Source organism: Anaerohalosphaera lusitana (assembly GCF_002007645.1).
In the GTDB taxonomy this organism is placed as follows: domain Bacteria; phylum Planctomycetota; class Phycisphaerae; order Sedimentisphaerales; family Anaerohalosphaeraceae; genus Anaerohalosphaera; species Anaerohalosphaera lusitana.
In genome coordinates this window covers 1-22,548 of sequence record NZ_CP019791.1, presented here as the reverse complement: position 1 = coordinate 22,548, position 22,548 = coordinate 1, and the positions used below count along the sequence as shown (strand labels likewise).

Annotated in this window: 19 protein-coding genes; 11 read left to right on the top strand and 8 right to left on the bottom strand. The window is 54.2% G+C overall.

From position 1 onward, the window contains the following. Position 1 precedes the first annotated feature (1 nt). The 3 genes from STSP2_RS00095 to cysC all read right to left on the bottom strand — a co-directional run bounded on the left by STSP2_RS00095 (position 2) and on the right by cysC (position 3,332). Positions 2 to 1,825: a GTP-binding protein gene (locus STSP2_RS00095; protein ID WP_146658693.1), complete on the bottom strand. Its 1,824-nt coding sequence runs from the start codon at positions 1,823 to 1,825 to the stop codon at positions 2 to 4. Positions 1,826 to 1,892: 67 nt separating this feature from the next. Continuing rightward, the gene (cysD, locus tag STSP2_RS00090) at positions 1,893 to 2,774 is read right to left on the bottom strand and encodes a sulfate adenylyltransferase subunit CysD (RefSeq protein WP_146658691.1); all 882 of its coding nucleotides are present in this window, start codon (positions 2,772 to 2,774) and stop codon (positions 1,893 to 1,895) included. Then, positions 2,775 to 3,332: an adenylyl-sulfate kinase gene (gene cysC, locus STSP2_RS00085; RefSeq protein ID WP_146658689.1), complete on the bottom strand. Its 558-nt coding sequence runs from the start codon at positions 3,330 to 3,332 to the stop codon at positions 2,775 to 2,777. Between the two features lie 593 nt (positions 3,333 to 3,925). Between cysC and STSP2_RS00080 the strand changes: the two genes are divergently transcribed. From STSP2_RS00080 to STSP2_RS00050, 7 genes are all read left to right on the top strand, one after another. After that, on the top strand, positions 3,926 to 6,190 hold the full coding sequence (locus tag STSP2_RS00080) for a chemotaxis protein CheA (protein ID WP_146658687.1): 2,265 nt from the start codon (positions 3,926 to 3,928) through the stop codon (positions 6,188 to 6,190). Between the two features lie 47 nt (positions 6,191 to 6,237). Then, the gene (locus tag STSP2_RS00075; RefSeq protein ID WP_146658685.1) at positions 6,238 to 7,092 is read left to right on the top strand and encodes a CheR family methyltransferase; all 855 of its coding nucleotides are present in this window, start codon (positions 6,238 to 6,240) and stop codon (positions 7,090 to 7,092) included. Positions 7,093 to 7,098: 6 nt separating this feature from the next. After that, on the top strand, positions 7,099 to 7,584 hold the full coding sequence (locus tag STSP2_RS00070) for a chemotaxis protein CheD (RefSeq protein ID WP_146658683.1): 486 nt from the start codon (positions 7,099 to 7,101) through the stop codon (positions 7,582 to 7,584). A gap of 22 nt (positions 7,585 to 7,606) precedes the next feature. After that, the gene (locus STSP2_RS00065; protein WP_146658681.1) at positions 7,607 to 8,653 is read left to right on the top strand and encodes a protein-glutamate methylesterase/protein-glutamine glutaminase; all 1,047 of its coding nucleotides are present in this window, start codon (positions 7,607 to 7,609) and stop codon (positions 8,651 to 8,653) included. Positions 8,654 to 8,840: 187 nt separating this feature from the next. Beyond that, a complete protein-coding gene (locus STSP2_RS00060; RefSeq protein ID WP_146658679.1) occupies positions 8,841 to 10,100 on the top strand; it encodes a serine hydrolase in 1,260 nt (419 codons plus the stop codon). A 154-nt stretch (positions 10,101 to 10,254) separates the two neighbouring features. Further along, positions 10,255 to 10,695 (top strand): hypothetical protein, encoded by a 441-nt coding sequence (locus STSP2_RS00055; RefSeq protein WP_146658677.1) that lies wholly within the window; start codon positions 10,255 to 10,257, stop codon positions 10,693 to 10,695. 82 nt (positions 10,696 to 10,777) lie between these two features. Then, complete coding sequence (locus STSP2_RS00050; protein ID WP_146658675.1) at positions 10,778 to 11,227, top strand: hypothetical protein; 450 nt, start codon at positions 10,778 to 10,780, stop codon at positions 11,225 to 11,227. A gap of 46 nt (positions 11,228 to 11,273) precedes the next feature. Here the strand turns inward: STSP2_RS00050 and STSP2_RS00045 are convergent, their stop codons facing one another. Both STSP2_RS00045 and STSP2_RS00040 read right to left on the bottom strand, forming a co-directional pair. Next, complete coding sequence (locus tag STSP2_RS00045) at positions 11,274 to 12,200, bottom strand: CDP-alcohol phosphatidyltransferase family protein (RefSeq protein WP_146658673.1); 927 nt, start codon at positions 12,198 to 12,200, stop codon at positions 11,274 to 11,276. After that, on the bottom strand, positions 12,197 to 12,880 hold the full coding sequence (locus tag STSP2_RS00040; RefSeq protein ID WP_146658671.1) for a phosphatidylserine decarboxylase: 684 nt from the start codon (positions 12,878 to 12,880) through the stop codon (positions 12,197 to 12,199). The genes STSP2_RS00045 and STSP2_RS00040 overlap by 4 nt, the downstream gene beginning before the upstream one ends. Before the next feature lie 611 nt (positions 12,881 to 13,491). Between STSP2_RS00040 and STSP2_RS00035 the strand changes: the two genes are divergently transcribed. Continuing rightward, complete coding sequence (locus STSP2_RS00035; RefSeq protein ID WP_146658670.1) at positions 13,492 to 14,211, top strand: sulfite exporter TauE/SafE family protein; 720 nt, start codon at positions 13,492 to 13,494, stop codon at positions 14,209 to 14,211. 62 nt (positions 14,212 to 14,273) lie between these two features. Here STSP2_RS00035 and STSP2_RS00030 read toward each other — a convergent pair whose 3' ends face one another. Beyond that, positions 14,274 to 16,778 (bottom strand): autotransporter family protein, encoded by a 2,505-nt coding sequence (locus STSP2_RS00030; protein ID WP_146658668.1) that lies wholly within the window; start codon positions 16,776 to 16,778, stop codon positions 14,274 to 14,276. Between the two features lie 357 nt (positions 16,779 to 17,135). Here STSP2_RS00030 and STSP2_RS00025 point away from each other — a divergent pair, with 357 nt between their 5' ends. From STSP2_RS00025 to STSP2_RS00015, 3 genes are all read left to right on the top strand, one after another. Further along, complete coding sequence (locus STSP2_RS00025) at positions 17,136 to 17,750, top strand: flavodoxin family protein (protein ID WP_146658666.1); 615 nt, start codon at positions 17,136 to 17,138, stop codon at positions 17,748 to 17,750. Positions 17,751 to 17,995: 245 nt separating this feature from the next. Next, complete coding sequence (gene eno, locus STSP2_RS00020; RefSeq protein WP_146658664.1) at positions 17,996 to 19,285, top strand: phosphopyruvate hydratase; 1,290 nt, start codon at positions 17,996 to 17,998, stop codon at positions 19,283 to 19,285. A 201-nt stretch (positions 19,286 to 19,486) separates the two neighbouring features. Next, entirely contained in the window at positions 19,487 to 20,002 is a 516-nt protein-coding gene (locus STSP2_RS00015) for an FtsB family cell division protein (protein WP_146658662.1), read from the top strand. A gap of 66 nt (positions 20,003 to 20,068) precedes the next feature. Here the strand turns inward: STSP2_RS00015 and STSP2_RS00010 are convergent, their stop codons facing one another. Both STSP2_RS00010 and dnaA read right to left on the bottom strand, forming a co-directional pair. Continuing rightward, positions 20,069 to 20,515 carry a PPC domain-containing DNA-binding protein gene (locus STSP2_RS00010; protein ID WP_146658661.1) on the bottom strand — a complete coding sequence of 149 codons (447 nt, stop codon included), beginning with the start codon at positions 20,513 to 20,515 and terminating at the stop codon, positions 20,069 to 20,071. Between the two features lie 626 nt (positions 20,516 to 21,141). Further along, positions 21,142 to 22,548, bottom strand: coding sequence for a chromosomal replication initiator protein DnaA (gene dnaA, locus STSP2_RS00005; protein WP_205847943.1), 1,407 nt, complete (start codon positions 22,546 to 22,548; stop codon positions 21,142 to 21,144).

The following is a 22,548-nucleotide window of genomic DNA, read 5'->3' as shown; positions in this document are numbered from 1 at the left end:
GTTAGGGTCTGTAGATAATGCCCTTGTCCTGCAGCATGGTTTTGATCGCTTCGCCTGCGTCGCTGAGGTCGCCGTTTTGCGGCAGTACCAGATCGCAGGGGATGTCGGTCGGTTCGTCGCCCATCCAGACTACGTTGATCTGCCTGGAATCGACCGCGGTTTGAATGACTTCCAGGTCCTCGTTGGTCAGGCCGACTGCGGTGACGACGAGTATCATGCCAGCATCGAGCATGACGTTGGCGACTTCGGCCATTCTTCGCAAGTGTTCCTGCCGTTGGCCGTTGCCTTCGCTTTCCTGTGATTTGATGTCCGCGTCGACGCCGTAGAGGATGTTTCCGATGCCGAGGAAATAGACGAATCTGCCCTCGGTGAAGAATCTGGCTTCGAGTGCCTTTGCGAGGGGCTTTTTGCCGACGCCTCGCTGACCGGTTATGAGTACCAGGCTGGATCGCTGGCTGTATCTTTCGGCGCGGTCGTCGCGTGAGACTTCACCGGTCTCCCACTTGTAGTTTCGGCGCATCACGTAGTCGCGGACCCAGACCTGTTCGTCTTTCAGGCCCTCGCGAATTATGCCTCCCCCTCGTATCTCGTAATCGTCTACGACGACGAATCTGCCCGTGGCAGCTATTTCTTCGGCCAGGTCGAAGGCGATCGCGCGTTTGGTCGAGAGCACGCATTCTGCGACGTCGTGGTGCTCGACCTTGTCTTTTGTTTCGCTCGCTTCGAGGTCGGAGCCGTCCATGACTCGGATGACGTCTTCGAGCTCGACCTCTTCTTTCATGGTGCCGACCTTTATGAGGTAGCGTTTGCCCTTGACCATTGGGTTTCGACCCATCCAGAAAAGGTTGACGCTGAGCCTGCTGGTGACTTCGGGCTTTGTTTCGCTGGTCCTGGCCGCGACTTCGCCCCGCGAGACGTATATCTGCTGATCGAGCGTGAGTGCGATGGCTTCGCCCGCGGCTGCGGTGTCTTTTTGCGGTACGTTGAACCGCTCGACGGTTTTGACGGTGCTTTTTTTGCCCGAGGGGTAGAAGACCAGTTCATCGCCTACGGAGACCTGTCCGGTCTCGATGGTGCCGACGACGAGACGCCGTTTGTCGCCTGCCTGGGTGAATTTGTAAACGTCCTGTACGGGCATGCGGAAGGGCTTGTCGATGGCGGGTGGTTCTTTTTCGAATCCGTCGATGCTTTCGAGCACCGTAGCGCCCTGGTACCAGGACATTTTGTCGCTGAGGGATACGATGTTATCGCCTGCCATGCCGCTTACAGGGACGAATATCGCTTCGAGCCCGATGTCGGCGAGGAATTTCGTGTATTCGGCTTTTACGTTCTTGTAGGTTTCTTCGCTGTAATCGACCAGGTCCATTTTGTTGACCACTACGACGACCTGCTTGATGCCGAGCATGCTGAGCATGTAGCCGTGCCGGCGGCTGTTTTCCTGTACGCCCTCCTCGGCGTCGATCACGAGCAGGGCGGCTTCGGCGCGGGATGCACCGGTGACCATGTTCTTGAGGAACTCGATATGGCCGGGCGCGTCGATGATGATGTATTCGCGCTTGGCTGAACTGAAGAACACTCTTGCCGAGTCGATGGTGATGCCCTGCGACTGCTCGTCCTTGAGAGCGTCCAGCAGGAATGCATATTCGAAAGGCTTGGAGTTGCGTCTGCACCGCTCCTTGATCTGTTCGAGCTTGCCCTGGGGCAGAGAATTGGTGTCAGCCAGCATTCGTCCGATCACCGTGCTCTTGCCGTGATCGACATGCCCGGCGATGACGATGTTCATGTGTTCTCTTGCAACCTGTTTTTCAGCTTCCGCTGTTTTCATGATCACTCATTCCTGTCAAGTTAAGGCTAGTCTCGAAGTCTGTCGGTACATCTGTTAGTGTCCGCGATTACATATAACCGTCGCGGCGGAGGCTTTCGAGTCCGCCGCCATCTTCGCTGTCCTGGGCACGTCCGCTGCGTTCTGCGATGTTTGATAGCTGTCCGCTGCGCAGTTCCTCGATGACCTCGGATACATTGCGAGCTTCGGACTCGATGGGATTGGTGCAGGGAGCGCAGCCGAGCGATCTGTATCGCTTGCCGTCGCCCTGATTGTAATACAGCGAAACCGTCGGTATGTTTTCACGCTCGATGTATTCCCAGATATTCAGCTCTGTCCAGTCGAGCAGGGGATGTATGCGGACATGGGTGCCGGGCGCGAAGTCTGTCTTGTAATGGTTCCAGAGCTCGGGGGGCTGGTCGGCGATGTCCCAGTCGTTTTCCCTGTCGCGCGGCGAGAAGTAACGTTCCTTCGAACGCGATCCTTCTTCGTCCGAGCGTACGCCAACGATCACGCCGGTGAAAGGCTCGGCGTTCTTGTCGATCTCGTACTTGCCGAGATTGTGGTTGAACCTGTGCCTGGGCCAGCGACCGCTGAGCGTGTTTCGCAGGGCCTCGCTTTTGAGCATCTTGCAGCAGGTCAGTCTGTCGGTGTTGCCTGCGGGGAACGTTTCACTGGCCTTGAGGGCCTCATGGTTCATGCCGTAGACCATGTCCAGGTTCCATTCTTTTGTCAGCCGGTCACGATACTCGATCATCTCCGGGATCTTGTAGCTGGTGTCGATGTGAACCAGCGGTATGGGGACGTGCCCGAGAAACGCTTTCTTGGCCAGCCAGAGCATTACCGTGCTGTCCTTACCGATCGACCAGAGCATGCAAAGGCTCTTGAAGTTCGCGTATGCCTCGCGAAGGATGTGTATGCTTGTACTTTCCAGACGGTCGAGATGATCCATCTACTTTGCCTCACAACTTAAACTGATAGCTTGTAAAATCTTCTCCGCGGCTTCTTCCACGGTCAGCTTCTCCGTATCTACGACGACTTCCGGGTTCACCGGCTCCTCGTAGGGGTCGTCGATGCCCGTGAAATTGGTGATCTCGCCTGCGCGGACCTTCTTATAGAGTCCCTTCACGTCCCTGCGTTCACATTCTTCGATAGACGCCTTGACGTGGACCTCAAGAAAATTGCCGCACATATTCCTGACCAGCTTTCTGGTGTCGCTGTAGGGGGAGATGAAAGAGGCGATGACTGTGACTCCGTGCTTTTCCAGCAGGGAGGCGATAAATCCTACCCGCTTTATATGTTCGTCCCTGGCTGCCTTGGTGAATCCGGTGGAGGGGAAATATGAACGTATGACGTCCCCGTCCAGTTTTTCGACCCTGGGGAGCTTCTTGTTCAATACCTCATACAGTCTGTCAGCCAGGGTGCTCTTACCGCTGCCTGACAGGCCGGTGAGCCATATCACCAGACCGGTGTCGCCGTTTCTAGAATGTTCACTGTCTGTTTTCGTCATTTGTTCCGATAACTCCGGATATGCTTAAGAAGTTGGCCCGGTCGGCCTTGGTTTAGCCAGAGAGTATAAAGAAACTATCAGACCGTGTCAATCGGCATTAATTTGCGTAAAGGTCCTGTAATATCAATCGGCATTTGTCAAAAAAACGTTGAATCTGTTTATCAGCGGAGCAATAAAAGCCGCATTTTTGCACAATTCGTCCGGGCAAATCATTTCAATTCCAGATACGTCAGCAGTTTCCCGCTGTTCACGATTGAGGCGGTATGTCGGATAAACATATCATGTCCCATAAAAAGGGCCTTTCAGCGGTCAAAATGTGTCTTCAAAATCGAAGAGTCGGTCTGTGCTGTTTTAGGTGATTATTACTATTGATGAGTTGTAGGTTTACACACCATCATGACGGTAAGAAGCCCGCTTTTGAACCCCATAAGTGCGGTTTTTGTCATCTCGTTGATTTTTCAGACCGGAGGCCGCTGTCCAGCAGCTTATATCCGCAATTTCCCTGTTTGCAGCTAAATCGGCTCTGCGGGTTGGCCGATAGTTCACATGAGCGTTAACGAACCAGTGCTCGATCTCTTAATGCAGGTGTTAAAATGACAGAAAACAGCAAACTAGTAAATCTTGTGCATCAGGCAGCATCCACCATTAATATGGTTAGCGTGGACGACCCGTCGGATCTGGCGGGGCTGCTGGACGTATTCGATCAGATATCCCAACAGATCAGCGAGCTTGCCGATCTGCCCGAACAGTTGCAGTCGCAGGCAGCGTCGGCGGCGAGTTCGGCAGCAAAATATGCTAAGTATATCGCTGACGGCGAGGACGCGGACGATGAAACCATCAAAGTGATCGCGGATACTGTAGTGTCGCTGCAGGCGATCGTTGAGAACACGCTTGCGGATAAGCTGGATGCGCTTGGGGATATCAGTTTTCCCGAGTTCGACCTGGGCGACCTTCAGGCGGACATCGAGGAGGTATCTGCTGCGGAAGAGACCGAGGCCGGCGAAGAGAGCAAGGCTGATGCGGAACCAGCATCTGAGGGTGAGCCGGCGGGTCTTACGATACCTGAAGAGGACGCGCCGCTGATACTGGACTTCATTACCGAGGCCCAGGAGCATATTGAGTCCGCAGAGGCGGGTTTACTTGAGCTGGAAAGTAATCCGACGGATGCCGATTCGATAAATACGATCTTCCGCAGCTTCCACACTGTCAAAGGTATGGCTGGGTTTCTCAATTTGCAGGATATTGGTTCGCTTGCTCACACATCGGAAAATCTGCTCGACATGGGGCGCAAGGGTGAGCTTGTCCTGGTTGACGAAAAGATGGATGTGGTTTTCGAAGCGATCGATATGCTCAAGAACCAGATCAGCGATCTGAAGGCGGGTGTGGAGAACGGAACCCCGATAGGTTCACAGGCTGGCCTTGCTGAGCTGCTTAAGCGTATCGAGGCATGCCAGAAGCCAGACGGCGGTAAAGCGGGGGATAAATCGGAATCAAAACCGAAAGTTGAAAAACCAGAGCCCACAGCGGAAAAAGCTGAAACGGCTCCGCAGCCTGATACGGAAAAGACCCCGGCGGCAGATGCACCGAAAGCGGATGATAAGCCCAAGGGCGAGGACAAAGCCAAAACGGAAACGGCTGAAAAGTCTGCCGGAAGTACTGGCAAATCACAGCCTGCCAAGACAGTTAAGACACAGACCGAGGAGAAGATCAAGGTCGGTACCGGTCGGCTGGACAAGCTTGTCAATATGGCCGGCGAACTGGTGATCGCGCAGTCGATGATAACGCAGCACGCGGAAACGCATTGCGAAAGCGATATAGCACTTTCAGCGAAGATCAATCAGCAGGGTAAGATCGTGCGTGAACTGCAGGAGCTTGCGATGCTCATGCGTATGGTTCCGATCCAGGGTGTGTTCGGCAAGATGGCACGGCTGGTACGCGACCTTTCACGTAAGAGCGGCAAGAAGATCAATTTCGTTACGGAAGGTGAGGATACGGAGCTGGACCGAAATGTCGTCGATCTGATCGCGGATCCGCTCGTGCATATGGTTCGCAATTCGATGGACCACGGTATCGAGCCGGAGGAGGATAGGCGTAAGGCGGGCAAGGATCCGGTGGGTAAGCTCGAACTGCGTGCGTTCCATCAGTCGGGCAATATCGTTATCGAGATCGAAGATGACGGACGCGGACTCGATGCGGACAAGATACGCAATAAGGCTATCGCGAACGGCGTTATATCGGCGAGCCAGGATCTGGCCGACCACGAGATACACAAGCTGATCTTCCACGCGGGGCTGAGTACTGCGGACAAGATCACGGAGGTGTCGGGGCGGGGCGTCGGCATGGACGTGGTGAAAAAGAATATCGAATCGCTGCGAGGCAAGGTCGATATATCATCGAAGAAGGGCGTTGGTACGAAGTTTACGATCCGCCTGCCGCTGACGCTGGCGATCATTGACGGCCAGGTCGTACGCATCGGCGAACAGATATATATACTGCCGATACTTGCGATCGAACGCTGCATCAGGCCGACGACAGAGCAGCTTTCGACGGTTTACGGACGCGGCGAGATGGCGACTGTGCAGGGCGAGCTTGTGCCGGTTGTTCGTCTGTATGATCTGTTCGACGTGGAGCCGGATACGACGGAGCTGACGGATTCGGCACTGGTTGTCGTCGAAGAGGACGGACGAAAGGGCGGGCTGGTTGTAGACGAACTGCTCGATCAGCAGCAGATCGTGATCAAGAGCCTCGGTGAGTCGTTCGGCGACCTGCGGGGTATTTCCGGGGCCGCGATCATGGGCAACGGAAAGGTGAGTCTGATACTCGATGTGCCTGGGTTGATAGAGCTGGCTGCGAACTGATAGTTAATAAGGATAATATGAAAACATAGATTTGGCAGGGAAGGCAGATGGTGGGTTGTACGACATATTCTTCGGATGCGAATTTGACCGACGATGATTTTCGTCAGGTCAGCCGAGTTATTTATGAGCATTGCGGGATCAACCTGCATGACGGTAAGAAGGAGCTTGTGCGGGCGAGGCTTGCGAAGCGGATGCGGGTGACGAAACGCAGGTCGATCAGCGATTATCTGTCGTATGCACTTCGCGATCACAGCGGCAAGGAGTTTTCTCTGCTGGTGGATGCGATCTCGACGAACCTGACGAGCTTCTTTCGCGAGCAGAAGCATTTTGATTTTCTGTGTGATGAGTTCCTGCCGTCGCTGATCACGAAAAAACGTGCTTCCGGTGATAAGGTGGTGCGTGCATGGAGTGCGGGGTGTTCGTCGGGCGAGGAGCCGTATTCGCTGGCGATCACGCTTTTGAGTGAGCTGAAGAATGCGCCGGAGTTTCAGGTGAAGATCCTGGCGACCGACATATCGACGACGGTGCTGGATCGGGCACGTACTGGGATATATCCGGAAAAGCGGGTAGCGCCGGTGCCGGCGGAGTTGAAGCATCGCTATCTGATTCGTGAGAAAAGCGACGGCGAGAAGATGTTTCGTGTTGCGAAGATTCTTCGCGAGTGCATCTATTTCGGGCAGCTCAATCTGATGCAGGAGTGGCCGATCAAGGTGCCGCTGGATTTTATATTCTGTCGGAACGTTATGATATATTTTGATAAGCCGACACAGGAGCGGCTGGTGAACCGGTATTACGATATTCTACAGCCCGGCGGGGTGCTCTTTACGGGGCATTCGGAATCGCTGACCGGGATCAAGCACCGCTTCCGTTATGTTCAACCGACAATTTATGCCAAGGTGTAGCACGCTATGGTTAAGACAAAGAAAACAGTAGATATATCCGACGCGGCGGTTTCGCGGAATCCGAACGAGGTGATCGTTACATACTCGCTCGGGTCTTGCGTGGGGGTTTCGCTTTACGATCCTGCGACAAAGATCGGCGGGATGCTGCACTATCAGTTGCCCGAATCGAAGCTCGATCCGGAGAAGGCGAAACGCCTGCCGTTCATGTTCGCGGATACGGGGATCAAGCTGCTGGTGGATAAGATGGTCTCGATGGGGGCGTCGAAAAAACGTATGAACGTCAAGATCGCGGGCGGGGCTGCGATGTCGACAGGGCCCAAGGGGTTCGACATCGGCAAGCGGAACCATCTTGCGATACGGAAGGTGTTCTGGAAGCTGGGGATGTTCATCGATGCGGAAGATATCGGCGGGACGTCGCCGCGAAATATGTATCTCGATATTGCCGACGGGACGCTCACGGTCAGGTGCGTCGGTCGCGACAAAAAGCTATAATTATTAAACCAGACGAGATGTGATGCTCACGCTTAATGCCAACATAAAAGTACTCATCGTTGATGATTCAGCGATCGTTCGCAAAATACTCAGCAAAGAACTCAACGCGGCCGACGGTATAGAAGTGATCGGCACCGCGCCAGATCCGTATATCGCACGCGATAAGATATTGCAGCTCAAGCCGGATGTGCTTACGCTGGATGTGGAGATGCCGCGTATGGACGGCATCACATTTTTGCGCAAGCTGATGGCCAGCAAGCCGATGCCCGTTGTTGTGCTCAGCTCGCTGACTCCGCAGGGCGGAAAGACGGCTATGGAAGCGCTGGACGCGGGTGCGGTTGAAGTCATGTGCAAACCTGGTGCGGCGTATTCGGTGGGTGATGCGTGTCGGCAGTTAACGTCGGTTATCAAGGCGGCTTCGCGGGTCAAGGTGCAGAAGAAGGCTACGCCGCAGTCCGGTACTGCTTCGCCCACGCAGCGGCTTGCGATGACTGAAACGACCAACAAAATTTTCGCGATCGGTGCGTCGACCGGCGGGGTGAAGGCGCTGTCTGCAGTGCTGCCTTATCTGCCTGCGAACGCGCCGGGCACGCTGGTCGTTCAGCACATGCCGGCGCATTTTACGACATCTTTCGCGCAGCGTCTTAACGGTGCGTGCGCGATGAATGTGGCCGAGGCGAAGGACGGCGACCGCGTGATACCGGGGCGGATCCTTATTGCGCCCGGCGGGTATCATATGCTGCTGCAGCGGTCCGGGGCGAATTATTATGTGACCGTTAAGGACGGGCCGCGGGTGTGTCATCAGAAGCCGTCGGTTGAGGTGATGATGAACTCCGTCGCGAAGTTCGCGGGTGCGAATGCGATCGGCGCGATCCTGACGGGCATGGGAGCGGACGGGGCGCAGGGGCTGCTGAACATGAAAAACGCGGGTGCACATACTGTCGTGCAGGATGAAGCCACGAGCGTGGTCTACGGCATGCCTAAAGAGGCCGCCCGGGTAGGTGCTGCCGAGAAGATCGTTCCCCTCAACGAGGTTGCGAAGACCATGATCGGGTACGCACAGGGTTGATGCTGCGGTTTTGCGGCTAGAAGCTGTAGAAATCAGGTGAAACCAGAAAGACCAGTATTCCGGACAAGGGCACCGGTGTCATTTCAGGATTATTTGCTTTTTTCTGTTACGTTTCTCGCTTATGCTTGTCTAGAAGCGGTTTTGAAACAGCTTCTAACTTGTATATCGTATAGTGAGAGGAGCTGGTATGGGTAGAGCGGTAATTCTGTTTATGATGGCGGTTGGTGTTTGTGTCGGAGTATCCGGCGGGGCCGAATACAGAACTTTCAATGATTCGATAGAAAGCATCGCTGAGGGAAAGGGTCTGCCGACTCCACCGAAGCCGGTTGAGCCTGAGAAGCTGGAGATAGTTTCGGCCAAATACGGAGCGGAGGATAAGTGGCTGGATGTCACGGATGAGCTGCGGAGCAGAGTTGACTCGAACCGGCTGTCGATTTACGTATCCAACAACATCGCGGGCGATCCTTTTTTCGGACATCCAAAGCACCTGGTCGTGACATACATTCTTGACGGCGTCGAGAAAGAGGTCCGGGTTCGCGAAGGTAAGCAACTGCAGATCCCGCGGCCGAGTGATCCGATGGATGCACTTAGTGTGATCGAAACGCCACGGGATTTGACGGCGCTGGCTAAGGTTTGTCCTGCGGAGGTAGGGTTCTACGGGATCAATCTCAATACAGGAGCGACGCTGGGGTACAGGAGTGAGCAGCCGGCGTGCCTGGCAAGTATTGTGAAGCTGTTCGTCCTGCTTGAAATAATGCGGCAGCAGGATGCAGGGGGCCTCAAATTGTCGGAGTCGGTCGAGATAGATCGTGGAGGTGAAAAGGAAAGCTGTACGATCACCGAGGCGATCGACAAGATGATCGGCGTCAGCGATAATGAGGCAACGACGGCACTGGCAAGGCGGGTGGGGTATGAAAATGTCGACGCGCTTGCGAAAAAGCTGTCGATCGAAGGATTGAGTATGACTGTCTGGCCGAGACCGGGAGGGCTTGAAGAACAGCTCGACAAGAGGGTGTTTGGGGCCAAGGTTTTGCCGAAAGACAAGTTCCTGCCCCAGCATGGAACGGCAAGGAGCGTGGTCGAGTTTTTCAAGCTCCTGCATGAGGGCAAACTTTTCAACAAAGCTGTCAGCGAGAAGGTGCTTGCTTCGCTGATGCGCAATCCAAAGCGTTTTGCTCCGCGGGGCACTCCTGCAGGATGCGAGAGCGTGGGCAAAGGAGGGAGCATAATCTGGAAAAGGCCGCCCAGGCCGCAATACAATATGCTGGGCTGGGGGTTGTATGTTTTTGACGAAAAGCGGGCAGCAGCCTTTTGTGTGTGGTTCGAGTGGTTTCCCGAGTCGATGCCGGAGAATAAGCGATGGGCCTGGGCAAACGGATTTTCGGATTGCGTAGTCGATCTGCTGCTAAACGAGGAGAAACAGGCATCCTTAAAGGAATCGAAATGATATGATCTGCTGCGGGGGTCAATTCAGCGGTGCGGTCATATAAACAGCTTCTTGTAAAAAAAACGAAGAAAATTTATTTTTCCCGTAACATTCCATATCCGTCCGGGTCTGTACTATAAATATCACAACAACCAATGTACAGAAAGGGATGGAGATGAGCAGATCATTACTAACTTGCGTTATGTGTACGGCCCTGGCGGGATTGAGTGTTTTGGCTGGCTGTTCCAAGGAGAGTGATAACTGGCTGATCGGTGAATGGGCGTACGATGCGCAGGCGACGAAGTCGAATCTGCCGACCAATATCAAGGCCGAGGGGGTTCCGGACATTATGGCAGAGCAGTTGGGCGCCCAGCTTGTGGAGCAGCTTATGAGTCAGATGGAGGGCGTTGAACTGCATTTTACCGCTGATGAGGTTTCCTTCATTTCGGCCAAAGGCACAGAGACTCACGATTACAAGATCGCATCCAGGCCTGATGCCAATACGATAAAGATCGAGAGCGAAGAGCCTGCGACGTTCATCAGGTCCGGCAAGTATCTGTGTATTCCAAGCGCGGGCGATGTCGATTTCAAGATGTACTTCAAGCCTGTGGAGTGAAGGTGATAGTGGCGGGGGGCGGTTGTTCATTCAAGTCTGTTTTTTTGCAGATGGCGATGAGTGAATATTGAAAGGGGTAAGAATGGGCAGAAATTTGCAAAGGTGCGTTGCTGGTGTGGTTCTGGCGGGGTTGAGCGTTTTGGGGGGCTGTTCCAAGGAGAGCGATGACTGGCTGATCGGTGAATGGGTTTATGACGGACAGGCGACGAAGGCGAATTTGCCGGCAAATATCAAAGCGGCGGGGGTGCCGGACGACGTCGCAGAGGAGTTGGGTGCGGAGCTTGTGGGCAAGCTGATGAGCCAACTGGAAGACGTTCGGATCCGCTTTACCGCTGATGAGATCACCTTCTTCACAGCAGAAGGTGATAAGACCCGCGACTATGAGGTCATCAAGCGGCCTGATGCGAACACCATTGTTGTAGAGAGTCCGGAGACTGCCAGGCTGACCAGATCGGGCAAGTATCTGTGCATCCCAAGCACGGGTGATGTGGATTTCAAGATGTATTTTAAGCCTGTGGAGTGCGGTAACTGAAGCGAATATTAGATTGCTTTCGTTACACTATACTCCGCAATGAAATTTACTTCGCGTGGGTGTTTGCGGGTTCGGTATTTGTGTGTTTGTGTCTGGTTCGCAGGGCGAGGTGGTGTGCCCATTTGAACAGTCCGCTGAAGATGAACAGCCAGAAGACGATCAGCAGGGCGTTTGTGAGTGACCAGAGAATCAGGCCGAGCAATACGAGTGAATAGAGCAGGTGCGTCATGGGCTGTCTGCCGCGGATGAGCTGGTTCACCACGTGCGGGTAGCGTATTCTGCTGATCATCAGCAGGCCGCACATCATGGCCGCGAAGGGCATGGAGAAGAGTATGAATCCTTCGCCGAGCGTGAAGACGATCGAGTCGCGGCTGACGGTCGTGACGAGGCCCTCGTAGAACATGACCATCGACGCGAGCCCGCCTGCTGCGGCGGGGGTGGGCAGGCCCATGAACGACATGTGCGAAGTCTCGTCTTCTTCGTTTTCGACGTTGAACCGCGCCAGGCGGATGGCCGCGCACGCCAGGTAGACCGCTGCTGCGAGCCAGATGAAACGCGTGAGGAATCCGGACAGCTCGGCGGGCGGGTTCACCAGTGCGGTGAGCTTATACTCCATCATCTTGAGCACCAGGTACGCCGGTGCGAGGCCGAAGGAAATGACGTCGCAGAGGCTGTCGAGCTGTCCGCCGAAGCTGGAGGTCGCGTGACTCATCCGCGCGATCCGGCCGTCGAGCATATCGGCGACCATCGCGATGAATATCAGGGCGGCTGCGACAGAGAAATACGATATCTCGACCTGGTGGAACGAGAACATGTACATGCCGTCGCCCGCGAACCATATCGCCGCGAAGCCGGCCAGTCCGTTGAGCAGCGTGATCAGCGAGGGCAGGACTGCGACCGTCTTGAGCCGATGCTTGTGCACCCGCCTCATCAGATTCGCCTTCGTGCCGTTGTTGTTTTGTTTGGGCGTCATTCGTATTTCACCAGTACCGTAAGACCCGCTTTTACCTTGTCGCCGACCTGCACCTGCACGGATGCGTTCTCGCGTGCGGGCAGGTAGAGCTCGGTCCGCGAGCCGAACTTGATCATGCCGAACCGCCGGCCCTGCGTGAGTTCGTCGCCTTCGGCGGTGGCGCAGACGATGCGCCTTGCGATCGCGCCGGATATCTGGCGGACGATGAGCTTGTCCGCGGGCTGGGCTGTGCGCTGCATTTCGAGGGCGTTCGATTCGTTGACGCGGGCGGACTCGGGGTCGCAGGCGTTCTTGAACTCGCCTTCTTTGTATGTGATCTTGCCGATGCGGACGGAGCATGGTGCGCGGTTGATGTGCACGTTGAAGATGTTGAGGAATATGCCGATGCGTATGGCTGTGCCGCCCAGGGCGGGCTCGTCGACTTCGGTTATGTCGGATATTCGGCCGTCCGCGGGGGAGAGCAGCAGGGACTCGTCGGCGGGGACGTTGCGCTCGGGGTCGCGGAAGAACGCCAGCACCCAGACCAGCACGGCGGCGAGCACGATCTCGCTGCCCCGGACCCAGCCGGGCCGAATGACGTCGTAGTGTCCGCCGATCGCGATGGTGAGCATCGCAGCGACAACAAGCCCAGGAAAAACCGCAACCTGGGGCATTCCGTATTTTGTTAGTGGTATCTTCATAACCGGGAATGATAACTTATTGGGGGCGTGTTGGCAAGGGCTGATGCGGAATGCAAGATGACAAGAAAGTTTAACGGAGTCAGATTGGGCAATATTTTATAAAAAGCTTTTTTCGTTGGGGGTAGTCTGTATACTAGGAGTAAGACTGAAGGATTTGGTGAAAATAGGGGTGATGCTATTCGATGAATGCGCACAAAAAAAGCGGACCCTGCAATGCCGATCATCCCTGGACTATGGCCAACCGATGGAAGGGAACATCCAGGGCACATTGCAGATCTTACCCGCTAATGTAATATTACAAATATCGGCCGTTCAGTTCAACAGTTTAGTTAGGTTATGTGGTGGTTTTAACAAGACAGTTAGCAATTACTAGATTATTCTTGTTGATCCTGCTACCTGAATGAAGATTTGGAAATAGACGGATGAATGCGTTTGATCTCATAAGTGTGTTTTTGTATGTTCAGTTCCTGGTGCTTTTTATACTGTCTTTGAAATGTAAGCCGCCTGAGGGCAAGCATGCAAAATTGTTGGTGAAAATGGCATGGTTCTTGATCGCCGGCACGGTTATTCTTCTTATCCAGTCACTATTTCGACTTTTCTAGGGGGGGACGGTGCAAGTTCTACCGATATTAATTGCGGTTTTGGTTGCCAGCGGGGTTGGGACGCTTACTGGGTTTGGTACTTCTACGCTGCTGGTGCCGGTGATGGTGCTGTTTTATCCGGTGCCCGAGACGCTGCTGTTCGTGGGGATAATTCACTGGTTCGGCAATGTTTGGAAGCTGGTGCTGTTTCGTGAGGGTTTTAGGTGGGGGCTGGTTCTGAGCTTCGGCGTTCCGGGGCTGGTCGCGACCGCGATCGGTGCGAAGCTCGTGTTCGACATACCGTCGGTGATTCTCTCCCGCGTGCTCGGGGGCATGATCGCGGCGTATGTGCTGTACCTGTTCGTGCAGAGCTCGTTTCGCGTGAGGCCGACGGTCGTGACCGGTGCGGTCGGCGGGGCACTGTCGGGCTTTTTCGCGGGCATCTTCGGCATCGGCGGGGCGGTCCGCAGTCTGTTTCTGACCGCGTTCGATCTGCCCAAGGCGGTCTACATTGCCACGGCCGGCGCGATCGCGCTGGTGATCGACACGACCCGGCTGAGTGTCTATGCGAGCGAAGGCGTCCGGCTGCCGAGCAGTCTGCTGTGGGGGCTGATCGTGTTCATCCCCGGCTCGTTCGCGGGTGCGAAGATCGCCCAGCGGCTGGTGGACCGCATCCCGCAGAAGAATTTTCGCAAAGTCGTCGCTGTCTTCCTGCTGCTGATCGCGGTAAAGCTGATCGTCTGGCCTTGATAGGTGTATGACAAGCCTTCGGATTATGCAGTCTCATCAAAAAAGGCTGCAAACGCTTTGTTCTAGAACGCCTTGCGGATGGTTGCGTATACGCCGTTTGAGCTGACGTCCTGGTTGTACTCGTACGTGTAGCCCAGTTCTACGCTGAAATCCTTCTCGATCAGGGTCATGCTCAGATTCGCCACCATCGAGTCGTTAGACTGGTCGCTTTCGACTGTAACGGGGCTCGTGCCGGGCAGCGACTGGCTCACGCCGTCCGCGTCGGTCAAAGCATGTTCCCAACTGAGGGCCGCGCTGGGCAGGATCGTCACGCCGTCTTTGTGCCATGTGCCCATGATCCTGCCGCCGAGTATGCTCTTGATCTCGTTGTCGTCATACTGGCTGTAATGCGTGTCCCATGCCGGGTCGCTCGCGTCGGAGGTGTAGCTTTCTCTGTGCGACCAGGTGTGTGCGATGCCTGCTTCGGGCATGAGTGAGAACTTGTCGAATTCGATGATGTATCCGCCGATGAGCCTGTTCTGGATGCCGTAGCCGGTGTAGTCCGCATGCTCGCGGTCGGTCAGTGCCGCGCCGGTGCGTCCGGAGTAGTCGTGCATCGAGACGTAGGCAGTCGAGCTCAGGCCCGCGTAGAGGTTGCTGTCCCATTTTTTGCTGAAGTGTACGCCGCCGCTGAAGACGTCCTGGTCCTCGCTGTTTCTGTTGTAGCCCGCGCCGGAGAAATCGACGGTGGCCCTGCCGTAGCCGGCGTGCAGTCCCGCCAGCGAACTGTCGAAGTACCAATCGTAGCCCACGGTAAAGCCCGTCATATGCGAATCGTAGCCCATGCCGTCGCTGTTGGCTTCTCTGTCGGTCTTTGTGTAGTATGGCTGGAAAAATAACTCGCCGCTGGTTACGTTGGGTTTTGCTGAGAAGTTGGTGTCGGCACTTGCGATCATCTCTGAGCTGTTTCGGCTGATCGACGTCTCGGGCAGGAACGTATTGGTCATGTTGCCAAGAACAGCCGTGGATATCATCCGGTCCTGAACCATGTTGACCGATTGGCTGACCGTTTCGCGTGTGACCTCGGGGACACGTGCGGCGGGGCTTTCCTTCGGGCCGTAGCTCATGGTGACGCTTCTGCTGTCGGCGTCCCAGCTTGCCTGGACCTGCGGATTGACCGCTGAGACTGAGGCGAAATCGCCGACGAGCGGATCCGTTTCTTCAGGATCCTGCCTCTTAGCTCCAATGTCGCTCGTTCCGATCTCGATCAGCGGATAGGGCGTATCCAGCACAGAGCCGTCGTCAGTCCTGACGAGCAGATCTGCATTGTTCAGGTCCAGGCTCGAACCGCTCGTGATGAGGATCTCCTCGACATAGTTTTCGTCGAGCGGGTCACCAGTGAGAAGGACGGAAAAATCATCTTCCAATGTGGCGTTGCCTCGCATGATTCCGTATCCGACCGAAAGCGTCCTCGCCTGGTCCAGTGAATAGATGATGCCGGGGTTGCTCACGACAGCGTCATAGTAGACCGCCAGTCCCGCACCGGCGGGTCCGCCTGCCAGGATCGTGCCTTCGTTCACGATTTTCAAGTCTGAGTTGCTGCCGCCTGTAATTCCGAATGCTGCGCCGTATGCGTCCTCGGAAATACTCATTATGTTGCCGGATGCTGTGTTGGTGACCGTGCCCTGAACGTCTTGTGCGGTGATGCCGTATGCCATCTCGCCCTTTACAAGGATGTCTCCGGCATTGGTGAATTCCGCCACGTCAAGGCTTCCGGAACTGGAAACGGCTACAATTCCCTGGGCAACATCAGGCCGATTGTTTATGTAAATCGTACCGCTGTTGCTGATCTTATCCACGCTTGTACCTGCGTATACATAGATACCTCTGGATGAATCCGCTGAAGCTCCGGCGTATATTCGGCCGGTATTGGTTATCTCGCCGATCTCGGGGCTGTCGACGAATATGCCGAAGGAATCGCGACCATTTTGAACAAAGATGGTTCCCTCGTTTCGGACACCGTCGGTAAGGCCTGTATTGGCTGTGAGAGAGATGCCGTGAGCTTCATATGATGAGTTGGGCCAACCGAAACCGCTGTATATCCAGCCTCTGTTATTGACCCTGCCAGCCGTGTCGCCCGGCGTATTCTTTACCACATACAAGTGGCTTCCGATGTCGTTGTTGAGATCGGCCGAGCGAAAATGCAAGCCGTCAACAGTTATGGACACATCTTTTGAGCTGGTGAAGTTCTCCAGTGTCAGCATTATGCCGCTTCCGGTGTCGAGCCATTCTCCATTGTTGAGATGCAAGCCTCCATAGCCGACAGTCATGATCCCGCTAAAATCCTTAATCAGTCCTGTTGTTTCATATAAGGTTTCCGATGTAATAGCCGGGAGCCCTGTACCCTCGACCAGCCATCTTTTGGTTCCTTCATTTGCGAACAGATCATCAAAGCCCTGTTCGACCTGGGCCTGCTGCTCGGCCATTACGTCGTTTGTGATCGAATAACTCGGTGCTCCTGCTGTTGCTGCTGAGTACAGAATACATAGAAAGAGTGCAACCCCGATACGCCCGCTTGATCTGATCATGATTTCCCTATCTCGTGAAGAATACAAATAAAATCTTACACTGCCGCTACGTCCTTGCCCGGCCGTCATTCGCTATGAATGTAGTCATGTTTTCGGCAAATAGTAGTTATTTCTTCGGATATTATCAAGCTGATAGGTTGAACTTAGAAAAAATAATTTATCACGTGTTAGCTCCTGCCAGCCAAATATCCACTTTGACTTGTCACCAGGCTTTGGTCACTGTCTATATGGCTCCGCAGCCCGCTAGGCTGAAAACCGGGGTAACAGTACTGATTCGGGCAATTACATTCTTGACGAAATTCCAATATCTAATGAGAATGGTCCTGTCCTGGTTTTATTCAGAAAGGTACCTTACACATGTACAAACAAGAGCCCCCGAAACAGCAAGTTTTGGGGATTTCAGGCAGCCCAAGAAAGAACGGCAATTCAGATGTACTGCTGGAGCATGTACAAAAAGGTGTCGAAGCGTTGCGCATTCAATGCGAGAAGATCCATCTCAGAACGATGGATTTTCAGTCTTGCATCGGCTGTGAAAGATGTCGAAAAGACAAAAGCTGTACCGGTCTCAAAGATGATATGACGAAGGTTTATCCCAAGGTCGTCAGCTCTCAAGGTCTGGTTTTGCTTTCGCCGGCACATACTTATAATGTGTCTGCCTTGATGAAGGCTTTTATTGACAGGATGTACACTTTTTACAACTTCGGGAATGATCGACCAAGAAGCTGGAGCAGCCAATTAGCCGGACAGAACAGAAAGGCAGTTCTTGTCGGCGTTGCCGAGCAGACCGATCCGAAAGATATGGGTTTTACAATTGAGTCAATGAGAGTCGCACTACAGTCTTTGGGCTATGAAGTCATCGACGAGCTTGCTGTATATGGAATTTTTGACCGCGGTAAGGTCAAAAATGATGTCGAAGTGCTGGAAAAGGCCACAACACTCGGAAAGACGTTGGCACGTTCCATTGTTGCATGATGCGATTGCCGGTAAAGTGATATGAAGTGAGTTGGCGCGATCTGTTTGAACATTTATGTCCAGGAACGTGGTGAAATCGCGATTGTCAGTACTGATTCGGGCAATTAGACCCTTGACGAACGGTCTGTCTTGCGGTAACCTCTCCGAAATCCCGCGCGCCGGGGTTACGCGTCCACACGGCAGGGCGACAACATACGGTTACAAGAAAGCCGCAAATATAACGAATCAATTGAAAGGCAACACAAATGTTCACTATGATTGTTGATGTAACAGCAAGAGAGATCCTCGACAGCCGTGGCAATCCCACAGTTGAGGTCGACGTTCTGCTCGAAGACGGCTCGTTCGGCCGTGCCGCAGTACCCAGCGGTGCAAGCACCGGTGCATACGAAGCTGTAGAACTTCGCGACAAACGCAAGAAACGCTACGGCGGCAAGGGCGTCGAAACTGCTGTCAAGAACGTAAACGAAGTGATCGCACCTGAGATCCTCGGCATGGACGCACTTTGCCAGGAAGAGATCGACAAGTTCATGTGCGAACTCGACGGCACAGCTAACAAGGCCAAGCTCGGCGCAAACGCCATCCTCGGCGTGTCGCTGGCGGTTGCAAAAGCAGCAGCAGAATCCTGCGAACTGCCCCTGTACCGCTACGTGGGCGGCTGCAACGCAAACGTCCTGCCCGTTCCAATGATGAACATTCTCAACGGCGGCGAGCATGCGGACAATAACGTCGACTTCCAGGAATTCATGGTAATGCCCGTCGGCGCCAAGGACTTCAGCGAAGCTCTGCAGATGGGTGCGGAAGTGTACCATCAGCTCAAGGGCGTACTGAAGAAGAAGGGCTACAATACTTCAGTAGGTGACGAGGGCGGCTTTGCTCCTTCGCTGCAGTCGAACGAAGAGGCTGTCGAAGTGATCATCGACGCCATCAAGAAGGCCGGCTACAAGCCAGGTAAGGATATCTTCATTGCACTGGACCCTGCTTCTACCGAGATGTGGGAAAAGAGCACGAAGAAGTATAAATTCTTCAAGAGCGATCCTAAGAAGAAGATGACCGGCGAAGAAATGGCCGCTCACTGGGCGGAATGGGCGGATAAGTATCCGATCGTTTCGATCGAAGACGGCCTTGCGGAAGACGACTGGAAGGGTTGGGCGACAATGACAGAGAAGATGGGCGACAAGTGTCAGCTCGTCGGTGACGACCTGTTCGTGACCAACACAAAGCGTCTGGCAACCGGTATCGAAAAGGGTTGTGCAAACTCGATCCTTATCAAGGTTAACCAGATCGGTACGCTGACCGAGACGCTCGAAGCGATCAACCTCGCTCGAAACAACGGTTACACTGCTGTAATGAGCCATCGCTCAGGCGAGACCGAAGACGCGACCATCGCGGATCTGGCAGTAGCAACAGGCGTTGGCCAGATCAAGACAGGTGCTCCATGCCGCAGTGACCGCGTCGCTAAGTACAACCAGCTCATCCGCATCCAGGAAGAGCTCGGCTCAGCGGCCAAGTGGGGCGGCGAGATCTTCAAGTACTAAGCTTGAATATGCCGATATTCAGGCAGGGGCATTCGTGTCCCTGCCTTTTTTATGCGCGGCAGCAGCAAAAAGCCCGCCGCAGTGAACAAATTTCCACGGGCCGCGAAAAGCATTTGTATCCCGATAGCGGATTTACTATAGTGTAGCCGTCGTCGACCGAACGGCTCATTGGGCGAACTGATGTTCCTTTAGCACGAAATTATGCCGGCAATAACGCGCTTTTTCAGATTCATACTGTTCACCGTCTTTTTCATCACCGGTGCGTCCGCGGTTTCTATCTCGATCCTGGTTGGCGAGATCGACGGCTATTACGAAAGCCGTCAGCAGCTAGCCGAGATCGAGGCCCAGAACGCCGAGCTGACCGCGCTGCTCAAAGACTACGACATGCGGATATACCAGGCACGTACCAACCCCGACACGATCGAAAAGCTCCAGCGGGTCACCCTGGGGATCGAACCCAAAGCTGAGGACACGATCTTCCCGCAGGCCTCGCCCTCACAGCTCAAAAGCGTCGAACAGGTGCTCGAAACGGCTGAAACGCCAACTGATGAAGCACCTGTCCGTCCGCAATGGGTCGTTCGCTGTTCTGAGCCGCGTTTTCGGTATGCGCTGTTCTTTGCCGGCTTCGGGCTCATCCTCGTCAATTTCATCTTTTTCGGCCGTCCGGGTCCATACGCTGACGGCGAAATTCGCACAGTTGCAAGCCAGACCGCATAAAAGCCCGGCAAACTGCCACAGCAAATCTAATTACTACGGCAGCATGTTCGGCTGAATACCGCCTGTTTATTCACCCTGGACGATCCGCAGCAGCTTCACGCCGGTTTCAGCGTCGAATTCGCGACTGGCCTTGACGCCTTCTATCTCGATGATCGTTACTTCCAGTATCAAAAACACAGATGCTCCGCCACGCGGACAGCCTACGACTGTTTCCTCGCCGCGTCCGGCGGCTGTGTGAATGTGCAGTTTCGGCCCCTCATCGTCCCAGTAAACTGTGCCCACTCCAAGAACCTCACCGGGCCCGACAAAGTTGCGGAAATTCGGCACGATCTTGGGCTTTTCCTGTTCAGGGCCGACAACCACCTTCGCTTTGCGGAACCCGCCCGTGACGAAAACCGCACCGCAGCGTATGTTCTCATCCTTCGCGACCGACTCGATGCTCTCGTAAAGATCCTCGCCCTCGAAAAGCCTCATCGAAACGACCCTGCCGCATCTGCCAACCGAATATTCCATTTTTAACTCCTTCTGAAAATAACTTTTAGCTCAAAAGCATGGTTATTGGGGTATATTGCCCACCGGTGCTGGGTTCTTTATGAACCTGCTTCCAATCCACTCATTCGGAACAAAACGTTAAAATGAGTAAATGTTCGTATTTTGCTAAGTATCGAAAACTATTTTTGAAACTCAACGGAAAATTTAACTGACCAAAAACAATATCATCCACGATTTCGGTCAAGGAGGTATTCTTTTTAAGTCCTTTCTTAGTATGTACTTATGTCGAAATGCTGTATTCTGGGTCCGCCCCTGATCGACTCAGTGCTCCGAAAAATACTCTTGCTCATGAACTTTTTTCATCAGACACCTTGAAATTATTAATGATTTTAGGTATATTTACCGAACCTGAAGTAAGCAAGGCCGTAAAAGGCAGTGAACCCATCAGGAGTGAAGAGTGGTGATGATAAAATTCTCCTCCTCCTAAAGACGCCAGGTTACACAACCTGTGCGGGAAGCAGCGACGCCCTCCTCGTCGCTGCTTTTTTTATGTCTTCTCAGCGCGACAGCCTTCCAGCTTGCCAAATAACAAAGGCCGACCCGCTCCCGGACCGACCATAAAATCTTTCACTTATTTTTGCTTTCCGCTACCCGATACAGTTCGTCAGCTCATCCAGTACGGTCAGCGCCTTGACGACCCGCTGGCCCGTCTCGGTCTTCCATTTCACATCGCTGTTGCCCTTGATCCACTTCTCGACCTTTCGGCATGCCAGTATAACGGTCGCATGATTCTTGCCGCCCATCAGCTTGCCGATCTCCGGATAGCTCATCTTCGTGTACTTCCGCGCCAGATACATGCTGAACGACCTGGCCGTGCTCACCGTCCGGTCCTTCTTAGACGAATGAATGTCCGCCGGCGTGATGCCGAAATACGTCGCGGTCGCAGAATCGATGTCCGAAATATGCACGATCGGATCGGTCCGCGATATGTGCTCGGCCAGGACCTGCTCTGCCATCCTTAGCGTGATCTGGCCGTTGCCGATTGATGCGAACGCCACCAGCTTCAGCAATGCACCTTCCAGCTCACGTACATTCGTGTGCATGCTGCCTGCGATATGCTCGATCACCTCGTCGGGCACGTGCTTTTTCATCTCTGCCGCACGCTGTCTGCATATACTGCACCGCGTCTCGAAATCCGGTGACTCCATCTTGACCACCATACCCGAAACGAATCGGCTCACCAGCTTCTCGCAGAGCTGACCGATCATCTTCGGATGTGCGTCGCTTGCGAGCACGATCTGCTTGCCCGCAAGGTCGATCGTATTGAACGTGTGCAGAAATTCCTCCTGCATCGAGGGCTTGCTCGCCAGGAAGTGAATGTCGTCGATCGCCAGCACGTCCGCCTGTCTGAACCGCCGGCGGAACGCATCGAGCTTCTGCGTCTTGAGCGCGATCACGAACTCGTTGGCGAATTCTTCCGCGCTGACGTATATCCACCTCGCGCCGGGCCTTTGCTTGCTTATCTCATTGCAGATGCCCTGCAGCAGGTGCGTCTTGCCGACACCGTAACCGCCGTGCAGGAACAGCGGATTGAACAGTGTTTTCGATTCGCTTACGACCGCCCTGGCCGCATTGAACGCCAGCTCATTGCCCGGCCCGGCGATAAACGTGTCCAGCGACAGCTTCAGGGGCTTGACCTTCACCGCCTTGGGTTTGACGCGTCTGCGAGTGTTCACCTCGCGTGCCTTGCGAACCGATTTGGCCTGCGAATCCAGAACCGGCTTTTTCTGCGTGCCGCTCAGAGAAGCGTCCACATTGAACGTTATCTTCTTTTCATCGCCTGTGACTTCGCGAATAGCATCCTGGATATCGTCCATAAAATGGTTTTCTATCCAACTGCCTATGAAGTGATTCGGGACGCCGATCGTAAGATACCCGTCCGCGACTGAAAACTGCGTTGAATTCTTGAACCAGACCTTGTGCTTCCCAACTCCAATACGCTTCGAAATCGCCTTGTCAATAGCTGTAACATCATCCATGAGTGTCGTATGCAT